The organism is Candidatus Allofournierella excrementavium, from assembly GCF_048526665.1.
GTDB classification, from domain to species: Bacteria; Bacillota; Clostridia; order Oscillospirales; family Ruminococcaceae; genus Allofournierella_A; species Allofournierella_A excrementavium.
Genome location: NZ_DBGFPE010000041.1, coordinates 1 through 12,127 on the forward strand (window position 1 = coordinate 1; position 12,127 = coordinate 12,127).

The 12,127-nt window shown below is 62.9% G+C and carries 11 protein-coding genes and 1 tRNA gene; 5 read left to right on the forward strand and 7 right to left on the reverse strand.

The window, feature by feature from the left end; all coding sequences use genetic code 11:
* Positions 1-65: 65 nt before the first annotated feature.
* Complete coding sequence (locus ACMI1Q_RS09790) at positions 66-1,286, forward strand: argininosuccinate synthase (protein ID WP_419503631.1); 1,221 nt, start codon at positions 66-68, stop codon at positions 1,284-1,286.
* A gap of 19 nt (positions 1,287-1,305) precedes the next feature.
* The gene (gene argH, locus ACMI1Q_RS09795) at positions 1,306-2,691 is read left to right on the forward strand and encodes an argininosuccinate lyase (protein WP_419503632.1); all 1,386 of its coding nucleotides are present in this window, start codon (positions 1,306-1,308) and stop codon (positions 2,689-2,691) included.
* 79 nt (positions 2,692-2,770) lie between these two features.
* On the opposite strand, the gene nifU is transcribed toward argH, so the two are convergent.
* Positions 2,771-3,202, reverse strand: a complete 432-nt coding sequence (gene nifU / locus ACMI1Q_RS09800; RefSeq protein ID WP_419503633.1) for a Fe-S cluster assembly scaffold protein NifU — start codon at positions 3,200-3,202, stop codon at positions 2,771-2,773.
* The gene (gene nifS, locus ACMI1Q_RS09805) at positions 3,189-4,376 is read right to left on the reverse strand and encodes a cysteine desulfurase NifS (RefSeq protein WP_419503634.1); all 1,188 of its coding nucleotides are present in this window, start codon (positions 4,374-4,376) and stop codon (positions 3,189-3,191) included. The genes nifU and nifS overlap by 14 nt, the downstream gene beginning before the upstream one ends.
* A gap of 170 nt (positions 4,377-4,546) precedes the next feature.
* Here nifS and ACMI1Q_RS09810 point away from each other — a divergent pair, with 170 nt between their 5' ends.
* On the forward strand, positions 4,547-4,975 hold the full coding sequence (locus ACMI1Q_RS09810; RefSeq protein WP_177522710.1) for an Rrf2 family transcriptional regulator: 429 nt from the start codon (positions 4,547-4,549) through the stop codon (positions 4,973-4,975).
* 624 nt (positions 4,976-5,599) lie between these two features.
* Positions 5,600-5,687: transfer RNA gene (locus ACMI1Q_RS09815), tRNA-Ser, on the forward strand.
* Positions 5,688-5,764: 77 nt separating this feature from the next.
* Here the strand turns inward: ACMI1Q_RS09815 and ACMI1Q_RS09820 are convergent.
* The 5 genes from ACMI1Q_RS09820 to ACMI1Q_RS09840 all read right to left on the reverse strand — a co-directional run bounded on the left by ACMI1Q_RS09820 (position 5,765) and on the right by ACMI1Q_RS09840 (position 10,850).
* Positions 5,765-6,952 carry a tyrosine-type recombinase/integrase gene (locus tag ACMI1Q_RS09820; RefSeq protein WP_419503635.1) on the reverse strand — a complete coding sequence of 396 codons (1,188 nt, stop codon included), beginning with the start codon at positions 6,950-6,952 and terminating at the stop codon, positions 5,765-5,767.
* Positions 6,953-7,340: 388 nt separating this feature from the next.
* Positions 7,341-8,762 carry a relaxase/mobilization nuclease domain-containing protein gene (locus ACMI1Q_RS09825; RefSeq protein ID WP_419503636.1) on the reverse strand — a complete coding sequence of 474 codons (1,422 nt, stop codon included), beginning with the start codon at positions 8,760-8,762 and terminating at the stop codon, positions 7,341-7,343.
* Positions 8,763-9,032 (reverse strand): plasmid mobilization protein, encoded by a 270-nt coding sequence (locus tag ACMI1Q_RS09830; RefSeq protein WP_419503637.1) that lies wholly within the window; start codon positions 9,030-9,032, stop codon positions 8,763-8,765.
* Positions 9,029-10,219 (reverse strand): AAA family ATPase, encoded by a 1,191-nt coding sequence (locus tag ACMI1Q_RS09835; protein ID WP_419503638.1) that lies wholly within the window; start codon positions 10,217-10,219, stop codon positions 9,029-9,031. The genes ACMI1Q_RS09830 and ACMI1Q_RS09835 overlap by 4 nt, the downstream gene beginning before the upstream one ends.
* A gap of 340 nt (positions 10,220-10,559) precedes the next feature.
* A complete protein-coding gene (locus tag ACMI1Q_RS09840) occupies positions 10,560-10,850 on the reverse strand; it encodes a helix-turn-helix domain-containing protein (RefSeq protein ID WP_419503639.1) in 291 nt (96 codons plus the stop codon).
* Between the two features lie 285 nt (positions 10,851-11,135).
* Here ACMI1Q_RS09840 and ACMI1Q_RS09845 point away from each other — a divergent pair, with 285 nt between their 5' ends.
* Positions 11,136-11,729, forward strand: coding sequence for a helix-turn-helix domain-containing protein (locus tag ACMI1Q_RS09845; RefSeq protein ID WP_419503640.1), 594 nt, complete (start codon positions 11,136-11,138; stop codon positions 11,727-11,729).
* Positions 11,730-12,127 lie beyond the last annotated feature (398 nt).

Consider the following 12,127-nt stretch of genomic DNA (forward strand, 5'->3'; position numbering starts at 1 on the left):
TATATATTCAAAATATACAGGCAAAACAGGGGGCCACGGCCCAAAGGAAAGGGAGTCGCAGCACCATGAAAAAGCAGTACAAGAAAGTCGTCCTTGCCTACTCCGGCGGGCTGGACACCTCCATCATCATCCCCTGGCTGAAAGAGAACTACGGCTGTGAAGTCATCGCCGTGGCGGGCAACGTTGGCCAGGGCGACGAGCTGGACGGCCTGGAGGCCAAGGTGATGGCCACCGGCGCATCCAAACTGTATGTGGAAGATCTGCGAAGAACCTTTGTGGAGGACTATATCTGGCCCACCCTGAAAGCGGGCGCGAAGTACGAGACCTATCTGCTGGGCACCAGCTTTGCCCGCCCGCCCCTGGCCAAGCGTCTGGTGGAGATCGCCAAGGCGGAGGGTGCCGAGGCCATCTGCCACGGCTGCACCGGCAAGGGCAACGACCAGGTGCGCTTTGAGCTCACCATCAAGGCCTTCGCCCCCGAGCTGGCGGTCATCGCCCCCTGGCGCGAGTGGAGCATCAAGAGCCGCGAGGAGGAGATCGAGTACGCCGAGGCCCACAATATCCCCCTGAAGATCAGCCGGGAGACCAACTATTCCAAGGACAAGAACCTGTGGCATCTGTCCCACGAGGGCCTGGACCTGGAGAGCCCCGCCAACGAGGCTCCCCTGCTGCGCCCCGGCTTTCTGGAGCTGGGCGTGGCCCCTGAGCAGGCGCCGGACGAGCCCACCTATGTGACCATCCACTTTGAAAAGGGCGTGCCCACCGCGCTGGACGGCGAAACGATGGACAGCGTGGCCCTGGTGGAAAAGCTCAACGAGCTGGGCGGCAAGAACGGCATCGGCATCCTGGACATCGTGGAGAACCGTCTGGTGGGCATGAAGAGCCGCGGCGTTTACGAGACCCCCGGCGGGGCCATCCTCTACGCCGCCCACGACCTGCTGGAGAGCATCACCCTGGACAAGGAGACCAGCCACTTCAAGGCCATCGCCGCCCAGAAGTACGCCGACCTTGTCTACAACGGCCAGTGGTTCACCCCCCTGCGCGAGGCGCTGGACGCCTTTGTGGATTCCACCCAGGCCACGGTGACCGGCGACGTGAAGGTCAAGCTCTACAAGGGCAACATCACCCCCGCCTCCATCACCTCCCCCTACACCCTCTACGACGAGCAGACCGCCAGCTTTGGCGAGGACGACGACTACAACCAGGCGGACGCGGCGGGCTTCATCAACCTGTTTGGCCTGTCCATCCGCGAGCGGGCGAAGCTGTCGAAAAACTGGAACAAATAAGACGAAGGAGAGTTGGACCATGCAGCTCTGGCAGGGACGGTTCACCAAAGCGGTGGACAGCCGTGTGAACGACTTCAATTCCTCCATCCGGTTCGACCGGCGCATGGCCGCCCAGGACATCACCGGCAGCATGGCCCACGCGGCCATGCTCACCGGGCAGGGCATCATTTCCGAGGCGGACGGCGCGGCCATCCAGGCGGGCCTTGAGGGCATCCTGGCGGACCTTGAAAGCGGGGCCCTTGCCATCGACCCCGCCGCCGAGGACATCCACACCTTTGTGGAGGCCGAGCTGACAAAGCGCATCGGCGAGCCGGGCAAGCGGCTGCACACCGGCCGCAGCCGCAACGACCAGGTGGCGGTGGACCTGCGCCTGTTTCTGCGGGACGCGGCGGGCACCCTCAACGAAAAGATGGCCGCCCTCTGCGACGCGCTCTTAAAACAGGCCGCCGCCCATGCGGCGGACGTGATGCCCGGCTACACCCATCTGCAAAGGGCCCAGCCGGTCACCTTCGGCCACCATCTGCTGGCCTATGTGCAGATGCTCTTGCGGGACATGGACCGCCTTGCCGACTGGAAAAAGCGGATGAACGTCTGCCCCCTGGGCAGCGGCGCGCTGGCGGGCACCACCTACCCCATCGACCGCCACGCCACCGCCGCGGCGCTGGGCTTCGACGGCCCCTGCGAGAACAGCCTGGACGGCGTGTCCGACCGGGATTTCTGCATCGAGCTGGCGGCGGTCATCGCCACCTGCATGGTGCACCTGTCCCGCCTGTCGGAGGAGATCATCCTCTGGTGCAGCTGGGAGTTCAAGTTCATCGAGCTGGACGACGCCTTCACCACCGGCTCCTCCATCATGCCCCAGAAGAAGAACCCCGACGTGAACGAGCTCATCCGGGGCAAAACGGGGCGGGTCTGCGGCGATTTGACCACCCTGCTGGTGATGATGAAGGGCCTGCCCCTGGCCTACAACAAGGACATGCAGGAGGACAAGGAGGCCATCTTTGACGCGGTGGACACCCTCGACCTGTGCCTCACCACCCTGGCCCCCCTCATCGACACCATGAAGGTGCTGCCGGACAACCTGCGCAAGGCGGCCTCCAGAGGCTTCATCAACGCCACCGACTGCGCCGACTATCTCACCAAAAAGGGCATGCCCTTCCGGGACGCCTACAAGCTCACCGGCCAGCTGGTGGCCATGTGCATCAAGGGCGGCCTCACGCTGGACACCCTGCCCCTGGCCCAGTACAAGGCCATGAGCGATCTCTTTGAGGAGGACGTCTACGCCGCCATCGACCTGGGCGCGTGCTGTGCGCTGCGCCGCAGCTTCGGCGGCCCCGCCCCCGAGAGCGTGCACGCCCAGCTGGAAAGCGCCAAAGCGAAGCTGGACCAATACCGCAAATTCTGAACAAAACAGGCCGCCGGCCGTGGAAAACCACGGCCGGCGGCCTTTGTATATGCTTGCTGTTTTTGGGGGTGAGGGGATGTCATTCGTGGGCGTGGCAGCAGCCGCAGTCCCCGGTGCAGAAGGCGGCGGCGTCGTAGGAAACGCCGTGCTTGTCGTAATAGTCCTTCACGGCGGCCTTCACCGCCTCCTCCGCCAGCACCGAACAGTGGATCTTGTGGGCGGGCAGACCGTCCAGCGCCTCCACCACCGCCTTGTTGGAGAGCTCCAGCGCCTCGGACAGGGGCTTGCCCTTGATCATCTCGGTGGCCATGCTGCTGGTGGCGATGGCCGACCCGCAGCCGAAGGTGATGAAGGAAACGTCCTCGATGACGCCGTCCTTCACCTTGATGTACATCCGCATGATGTCGCCGCACTTGGCGTTGCCCACCTCGCCCACGCCGTCGGCGTCTTCCATTTTGCCCATGTTCCGCGGGTTGCGGAAGTGGTCCATCACCTTGTCAGAGTATAACATAGTCTCTCTCTCCTTTTTCCAGTTCGTCCCAAACGGGGCTGCAGGCCCGCAGGTAGTCCACCACCCGGGGCACTTCCTTCAGAATGTGCTCCACGTCCTCGTTGGTGTTCGCCTCGCTCAAAGAAAGCCGCAGCGAGCCGTGGGCCACCTCGTGGGGCCGGCCGATGGCCAGCAGCACGTGGCTGGGGTCCAGCGACCCGGAGGTGCAGGCCGACCCGCTGGAGGCGGCGATGCCCGCCTCGTCCAGCATCAGCAGAAGGCTCTCGCCCTCGATGCCCTCAAAGCAGAAGTTCACGTTGCCCGGCAGGCGCGGCTCGGCCGCGCCGTTCAGCGCACTGTGGGGAATGGCCGAAAGCCCGGCGATGAGCTTGTCACGCAGGGCGCTCACCCTGGCGGCGTTCTCCTCCAGATGGGCGCAGGCTTCCTCCAGGGCGGCGGCCATGCCCGCGATGGCGGGCAGGTTCTCGGTGCCAGCCCGGCGGCGGCGCTCCTGGGCCCCGCCGTGGATGAGGGGGACCACCGGCACGCCCCTGCGCACATACAAAGCGCCCACGCCCTTGGGGCCGTGGAACTTGTGGCCGGAAAGGCTGAGCATGTCGATGTTCATGGCCTTCACGTCGATGGCGATGTGCCCCGCCGCCTGCACCGCGTCGGTGTGGAACAGCACACCGGCGTCCCGGCAGATGCGGCCCAGCTGGGCGATGGGCTGGATGGTGCCGATCTCGTTGTTGGCGAACATCACGCTCACCAGCGCCGTGTCCGGGCGCAGGGCCGCCTGCAGTTCCTCCGGCCGCACAAGGCCGTCGGAGTGCACCGGCAGCAGCGTCACCTCAAAGCCCTCGGTGCGCAGCGCGTCCAGCGTGTGCAGGATGGCGTGGTGCTCAAAGGCGGTGCTGATGATGTGGCGCTTGCCCTTCTTCGCCCCAAAGGCCGCCGCGCTGCGCAGGGCCTGGTTGTCCGCCTCGCTGCCGCCGGAGGTGAAGATGATCTCCCCCGGTTCGGCTCCCAGACACCCGGCCACCCGAGCGCGGGCGTCGCTCAGCGCCTCCTCGGCCAGCTGGCCGAAGGTGTACAGGCTGGAGGGGTTGCCCCACAGCTTGTCCATGGCGTCGATCATGGCCGCCCGCGCCGCCGGCGAGACGGGCGTGGTGGCCGCGTTGTCTGCATAGATCATAGGAAAAAACTCCTTTTTCTCAATAAAACCTATAAACCTTGTAGGTTTATGCCTCTATCATACGCGCAAATTCCTACAATGTCAATAGGAAATTTGCGAAAACGGCTTGCCAAAGCCGCGAAGGGTGTGGCATAATAATCAAAAAAGAAAGGCCGAAGGAGGCGAAAAAGATGGTGGTGTCCAGCAAGGGGCGGTACGCGCTGCGGGTGATGGTGGAGCTGGCGGCGGCGCCCCAGGGGGAATACCAGCCGCTGGCGCGCATCAGCGAGGGCCAGGGCATCTCGGAAAAATATCTGGAGGCCATCTTCGCGCCGCTGGCGAAGGCGGGCTTTGTGGAGGGCCAGCGGGGCAAGAACGGCGGCTACCGGCTCACCCGGCCCGCGAAGGACTACACGGTGGGCAGCATCCTGCGTCTGACGGAAAAAACGCTGGCGCCGGTGTCCTGCATGGCGGAAGGCGCGCCGGCCTGCGGCCGGGCGCACCAGTGCACCACCCGCGCCATGTGGCACGGGCTGGACAAACTCATCAACGACTACTTCGACGGCATCACCCTCCAGGACCTGGCCGAGGGCAAACTGCCCCCGGCGGCGAAGGGCTGAACGGCGAAGGGGCCGGTCACGCCGGCGCGCGGCGGGGAAAAAGGCAGGGCGCACCCCGAAAGGCGCAAAGGAAAACACGGCCGCTCCCCTGCCCCGCCCGGACGGCCGGCGGGCGCGGCCGGAGCCGCGCAAGCCGGCGCTCCCTCCCTTTGCCCGACCGCCCCTTTTGCTCCGCGTTTCGCGTTGACGCGGCCCGTCAAACCTGTTATAATACAAAATGGCTCGTTTGTGAGCGGGCGAATATGGAGCAGTACTCAAGTGGTCGAAGAGGCGTGACTCGAAAGTTTGAGGCTTTCTGGCTGATTCGTCCGCAGGGTTTGGCTTCCCACGGGGCTGAATCCGGGGTGTGTATCAAAATTTTTCCCGCTTATCTTGCATCGAAATCTTGCATTTGTCCGAAGGACGCGCAAGACGGTGCTTGAAAAATTCAATATGGAGAGTTGTCCGAGTGGTCGATGGTGCAGCACTCGAAAGGGCGTGACCCACTGGCCGGTTTGTCCGCGGCAAATCCCTTTGCGGCGGGCTTTGCGGGGCCTTGTACCCCGCCTGAAAATTGCTGTTCTTGCACCGAAATCTCGCATTCGTCCGAGGGTCTTGCAAGCCGGTGCCAGAAAAAGTAAATATGGAGAGTTGTCCGAGTGGTCGATGGTGCAGCACTCGAAATGCTGTGTCCCTAACGGGACCTAGGGTTCGAATCCCTAACTCTCCGCCAAAAATGGCGTCACACCGCAGCTTTGCGGCGCGGCGCCTTTTTCTTAAACGCCTGTCGCTGACAACACTTTTCTCTCCTTACCACCGGCTTTTGGGCAGCTCCTCCGGCAGCGCCAGCGCCTGTTCCATCGTGGCGGCGCTGAGCTGCTTGGACTGGGAGTCCAGGTGGGCGTAGATGTTGGCCGTGGTGGAGATGTCGCTGTGGCCCAGCCATTCCTGGATCTGCTTCATCGGCACGCCCTGCTTCAGCAGCAGGCTGGCGCAACTGTGCCGCAGATCGTGAAAGCGGATGTGCCGCAGGCCGTGGGCTTTCAGCAGCCGGGCAAATCCATCGGATACCCGGTCGGGCTGGATCAGGTTGCCCATCTCGTCCACAAACACATAGCCATCGTACCGATGGTTGTAACAGTTGCCGCAGAGTTTGCGGTTGTAGGTCTGCTGCGCCTTCAGCGCCTGCAATCGCTCGGCAAAGGCCGCCACCAATGGAAGGGTGCGCAGGCTGGACTTGGTCTTGGCCCGGTCTGCCTCCACCAGCTTGCTCTTGCCGTCGATGCTGACCGTGGTGACAATGTGCCGGATGGTCAGCGTCTTGGCGGCAAAGTCGATAGCCTCCCACCGCAGGCCTAGCACCTCGCTGCGGCGCAGGCCGTAGAAGGCTGCGAATTGGATGATTAGTTCCAGCGGACTGCCCTTGGCGGCCTCGAACAACTGCTCCATCTCGTCGGCGGTATAGTAGGACGCCATGTACTTTTCGGCCTTGGGGCGGTCCACCTTATCCACCGGGTTGCCGGGGATCAGGTCCAGCCGCACCGCGTATTTCAGCGCCTTGTGCAGGTTGGCGTGCAGCCGCAGCACACTGGTGGCTTTCAGCGTTTCCAGCTCGTGCAGATAAAAGCTCTGGATGTGCCGCGCCTGCAGCCCCGCCAGCGTGATGCCCCGCCCTTCAAAGTAGGGCACAATGTGCCCCTGGACGTTGCGCACATAGGAACCCCAGGTGGTCTCCTCCACCGTGGCGCGGACGACCTTCAGCCAGTAGAGCATGTAGTCGCTGAACAGCATGTCGGGGCTCAGGTCGGTGGCCCGCTCAGGTGTGGGCGGCGTGAACCCGCGCCGCAGTTCCCGCAGCATCTCCTCGGCCTTGCGCTTGTTGCCTTTTACCGGCAGGCCGGTGGCGTACCAGGGCTGTTTGCGCTTGCCGGTCGCGTCCTTGTAGCTGAGGACCATGTAGTAATAGCCGTTTTTCTCTTGCAATCTTCCAGAAACCATAGCATCGCTCCTTTTTTGATTCGCATATTCCGTTTTGTGGCAGCCGTTCCGGCTTAAAGGCAACACCGCACAATTCACGCCTGACGGCTTGGCACACGTCACACCGTCCATTGCGCGCCATCTGCGTCGAGAAAATGCTCGGTAATACATCCAGTATTACCTGCGCTTTTCTCTTAGCATCTGACGTGCCCTGGCCGCCGTGCCGCGCACCAGAATTATGCGGTGTTGCCTCAACCCAACGATACCATCAACGGCTGGATTTATCCATCACCAAACCCAACAAGGATGGCTGTGTGCCGTTGGGTACAAATGACCAAAAGGCCCAAACAAGGCCCGGGCGGGTACGTCGAAATGGCTTCGGACGTGCCCGCCCGGTTTTTATTTTATGTTACCGCGCCCGGCCGCGGTATCTGGCCCGGCGGGCCTGCGCCTGCTCCCGTTCCTGCTGTGTTTGCAGCCGCAGTTGTTCCCGGCAGGTACGGGTGCGTGTCACCCGGTCGATGACCCGGTCGCACAGCCGGACCTCCCGCCGCGACGCCACCAACTGCCGAGTCAGTTCGTCCCGCTTCGCCTGCGCGCCGGGTGGCGGGGCTTTGCGCCGCAGCACCCGGGCGCAGGTATCGCGCTGGTTGGTGAGCACTTCAACGCGCTCCGCCGTCTGCTGCCGGTAGGCGCGCACCGCGCCCAGATTGGCGAAGCCGTGGCCGGTGACGAACTGCAGCTCGTCCAGTTTGCGCTCTATATCCTGCCAGATGGCCCGGATTTCCGGCCAGTTCACCCGCGGCGCGGGCCGCCTGGGATAGATGCCTAACTGGTAGCAGTAGTACATGTACAGCCGCCACAGCCCGCTCTGTCGTTTGGCCTGTTCCCACAGGGTGGGCCAGCGCCCGCGGCAGCGGGCATAGCGCAGGCTGCGGTACTCCACCGGCAGCCGCAGCGTGTACCGCGGATCATGCCGGTGGGCGTAGAACCGTGGGCCGTAGCGGTCGTAATTGTCATCCAGCGCCTGGCAGATGGCGGGCCAGTCATAGTACGCTCCCAGCCGGTAGATGCGCACGGCCCGGCCGCCGTCCACCGGCCGCAGCGTGGGGTATTTCCGCCGCGGGTCATGCTGCCAGACAAAGCCCCGCTCCCGCAGCACGGTGGCGAAGTCGGCCTCGGTGCTGGTCTCCCGCATGGCGTAGCGGATCGCGGCCCGCATCTGCGCATAGCGGGTGGGCTCGCCCCGGCGCTCGGCCTGGTAGAGGGCGCGGGATGTCTTGCCGCCCGGCTGCTCCAGCACCGACAGCCGGTACTTGCGGCAGATCGCGTCCGAGGCCGCCCGCAGCTCGGCGTACTGGCTGCGGCGCTGCTCATACTTTTTGCCGTCCACATAGGACACCGAGTTGATGACGAAGTGGTTGTGCAGGCAGTTTGTGTTCTGGTGGGTGGCCACCAACACCTGGAACCGCCCGCCCCACACCCGCCGCGCCAGCTCCACCCCGATGTCGTGGCACTGGCGGGGCGTCACCTCGCCGGGGCGGAAGCTCTGGTAGGCGTGCAGCGCCACCGTGCCGCCGGTCTTGCCGAACCGCCGCTGCACCGCCCGCATGTCCGCCCAGGCCTGCCCGGTTCGGCAGTGGATGCCGGTGACCAGCAGCACCTGCTCGCCGTCCATATCAGCGGCCAGCCGGGTCTTGGCGTCATTCCCGGCATAGTGCAGCGCCGGGGCCAGACCGTCCCCGGCCAGCGCGGTCTTTTGGGGGTTGGCGGCATAGTCCAGCACCCGCTGTAAGCTGTCCCTGACCGCCCAGATCTTGGTGACGGCCATTCAGACTGCCTCCAGCAGGCAGTCGCGGATCTCATCGGCGGCGGCCCGGCAGACCTGCGCGGCCTGGTCGGGCAGGCGGTCAGCCAGCCGGTCCAGCACGGCCAGCGCTTCGAACAGCCGTCCCGGCGGATGCCAGCAGGGTTCGTACCCCACCGCCCGCTGGCGCAGGTACTCCGACAGGCTCAGCCCACAGCGCCGGGCTGCCGCTGCCATGCGGCGCTTTTCCTCCGGCGTCACCCGCAAGTTGATGCCGACGAAGCGCTTTCTCACTGCGCAGCCTCCGGCAGAGCAACGGGGTTTGGGGCCGCCCCCATACGGCCGGGTGCGCCCGGCCCGGCGAAGGGGTGCCCTGTGGCAACACAAAGCCCATGCTCGTTACCGTCCCGCGTCCAAAATGACGGTGATGACGATGATGACGGTGTTTTCGGGATACCCCCACCGCCGGGGGATCCCGCAACGGTATCGTCATCACCGTCATCATCGTCACGGGTGAAGGTCAGCAGCCGGGCATTGGCCGTGCGTTTGGAGACAAACCACAGGCCGCAGGGCGCGAACACCTGGTGGTAGTGCTGCACCAGGCTGCGGGTGAACTGGTTGGGCTGCACGCCGTCAATACCCGCCGCGGCCAGCAGCTGGGAGGCGGTACCCTGCCAGACGGCTTGCCCGGCCAGAAAGTCGGCGGCCTGCCACAGCCAGGCGGGGATGGCCCGCTCGGCCTGTTGGCGGTCGGTCGTTTCCTCCAGCAGGTCCCAGACGCAGTCGTTGAATTCCAGCGTCAACGCGCGGCTTTCCACATCACGCCCGGTGACCTGCAGCCGGGCCGTGGGGCTCATCCGCTGGCGTTGCAGCAGCCAGATCGTGTCGGCCGCGCCAATGATGCCGGTGGAGCCGGAGATCTGGGCAAAGGGGTCCTCCGCGCCCTGTTTGCGCAGATGGTGGACCAGCAAGATACAGATACGGTGGGCGTCGGCCAGATGCTTGAGCGCGCTCATGTCCCGGTAGTCGGCGGCGTAGGCGCTGCCGCAAGGCTCGACGCTGCGCACTTTTTGCAGCGTGTCGATGACCACCAGCCCGATGCCGGGATGGTGCTTCAGCGCCGTGGTGATCTCGGTCTCCAGCCCCTGCCCGATGCCGCCGCTGCGGGTCTGGAACAGCAGGTTGGGGCTGCCGCCCTCGCCGTCGATCTGCAGCAGGCGGCTCTGGATGCGGTTGAAGGTGTCCTCCAGGCAGAGGTAGAGAACCGGCTGGGAAGAAACCTGCCGCCCCCAGACCTGCCCGCCGCGGGCGATCTGCAGGCAGAGCCAGAGGCAAAGCCAGCTTTTGCCCGCCTTGCTGGTCCCGGCCAGGATGGACAGGCCCGCAGGCAGCAAATCGGGGACGACCCAGCGCACCGGCGGGATGGGGGTATTCCAGAGCGTCTCGGCGTCTATGGTTTTGGTTTCGTCAAAATTTGTCATAGCAGCATTCCTTTCGCATGTGTTGGGTTGGGCCGCCCGCAAAGCCCCCAAAGCCGCGCAAACAGGGCGGCGTTGGCCGGGGTGCGGGTACGGCCCCCACCGGGTGGAAGGCGGGCAAACAGGCGGGGGTTTGCGGGATGGATTCCAATAGGAATCCCGGCGAGGACATTTGTCAGCCAGGGTGGATTCCTATTGGAATCCTGGCGGGGGCAAGGTGGTATTATACGGGTGATACCACCCCCTCCACACCCCTCAAAAGTGGTATCACACGGGTGATGCCATGCCCCGCAAAACCGCGGCGGGGCGCGGGCGGCGGACCGGCAGCAGGCAGCGCGGGCAGTCATGAGGCCGCCCCCTGGCTGGGAACAGGCGGCGCAACATGGCTGACACGCTCAGTCCGGGCCGCGCTGGCCTCCAACACATAGCGAATGACGTTGACTTTGGGGATCTTGTAGGCGTTCCCCAGTTTGATACAGCCGATCTCCCCCTCTCCCAGCAGGTCATAGGCCGCGTGGCGGCTGATCCCCAGCATGGCTTGCAGCTGGCGGATGTTGACAATGTCGGGATACTCGGAGAACATCAGGCCGTAGCATGCGGTCAGTTCCTTTTCAGAAATGACGCGCTTGGGCAAAGGGCAGGCCCTCCATCGGTGTAAAGAAATGTTCAGTTTGGATAATCATAGACAAAATCTCCTTTCTGTAATGCATTGCGATTAGTTGGATTATACTTTCGCAAATTTGATAATCAAATTATAATTCGCACAAATGCGAATGTCAATAGCTTTCGCAAAAAAGTTAAAATTTGTCTTGCCACAGGCAGGCGTGTACGGTACAATGGATATAAGATAAGAAAACGCGCCGACGGCGGAAACCGTCAGCGCGGGAATGATGAGGAGAACGATAAGGAGGACAAGCCAGTGACCACCGGCGAAAAAATCAAGCGCATCCGCCAGCACCGCAAGATGACCCAGAAGGAGCTGGGCGAAGCCATCGGCCTCGGCGCCACCGGCGCCAACCGCATCGCTCAGTATGAGATGGGGTACCGGGTGCCGAAGGAGGACCTGCTCCAGAAGATTGCGGAAGTGCTGGACGTAAAAGTCGAAAACTTTTTTGTGAGCGATAAATTTGCAACCGATATTTTCAGGCTGCTGCTCTGGTTTGACTTTGAGCATACAGACGTATTCCAGGTCGATACCACACGGCTGGATCAAACATTGCCGCCTGTGGACGTATCCGCTACCGTGAGCTGTATGACGCAGCCAATCCAATTTACTGGCAATGCAGTCACAGGCACAGACTTTGATTCGAACACCCCTGTTACCGTACTTTGGACGCAAAACGGAATGGTGAATACCTATTTGCAGGAATGGGCGCAGCGCCAAAAGGAATACAAAGACAAGGAAATCACCAAATCGGAATACTTTGAATGGATTCTCCAATGGCCGGATTCGAGTGACTTGGGAGGTGCACGGCAGCCGAAGCGGGAGTGGAGGAGGGGAGATAACGGATAGCGGTTCCCCAAAAGACTCTAGCATCTACGGTATATCTGTAAAATTCACAGCACGGTCTGATTCTGCTAAAAGCAGCGTCTGCTGCATTACTTAACCAAGTGTTGCAAGGTCCCGCGCCTTGCGTCCGCCATTTTTTTAGAAAATTTTTCAGCAGCAGAATGAAAGAATCGAGATAACAGGCACCCGGACTTACAGAGTGTGGGCATTTGGCCGCCGGAGATAAGAGTTGATTCGATTGCCGTGCGCATCACTGCACGCAACAGTCCGAAAGCGTTGGAAAGCAAGTGGGGCAATCTTTTTGCAACCTGCTCCTTCTCAAACAGGGGTGACGAGCCGACATAACTAAACTCTGCCTCAATGATGGCTATGCGTTTCGATGCAAGTCATAGGCTTTCTAT

Excerpts from the sequence above, each read along its gene's own strand:
- ACMI1Q_RS09790 (WP_419503631.1), top strand. The coding sequence starts at position 66 with ATGAAAAAGCAGTACAAGAAAGTCGTCCTTGCCTACTCCGGCGGGCTG.
- argH (WP_419503632.1), top strand. The coding sequence starts at position 1,306 with ATGCAGCTCTGGCAGGGACGGTTCACCAAAGCGGTGGACAGCCGTGTG.
- nifU (WP_419503633.1), bottom strand. The coding sequence starts at position 3,202 with ATGTTATACTCTGACAAGGTGATGGACCACTTCCGCAACCCGCGGAAC.
- nifS (WP_419503634.1), bottom strand. The coding sequence starts at position 4,376 with ATGATCTATGCAGACAACGCGGCCACCACGCCCGTCTCGCCGGCGGCG.
- ACMI1Q_RS09810 (WP_177522710.1), top strand. The coding sequence starts at position 4,547 with ATGGTGGTGTCCAGCAAGGGGCGGTACGCGCTGCGGGTGATGGTGGAG.
- ACMI1Q_RS09820 (WP_419503635.1), bottom strand. The coding sequence starts at position 6,952 with ATGGTTTCTGGAAGATTGCAAGAGAAAAACGGCTATTACTACATGGTC.
- ACMI1Q_RS09825 (WP_419503636.1), bottom strand. The coding sequence starts at position 8,762 with ATGGCCGTCACCAAGATCTGGGCGGTCAGGGACAGCTTACAGCGGGTG.
- ACMI1Q_RS09835 (WP_419503638.1), bottom strand. The coding sequence starts at position 10,219 with ATGACAAATTTTGACGAAACCAAAACCATAGACGCCGAGACGCTCTGG.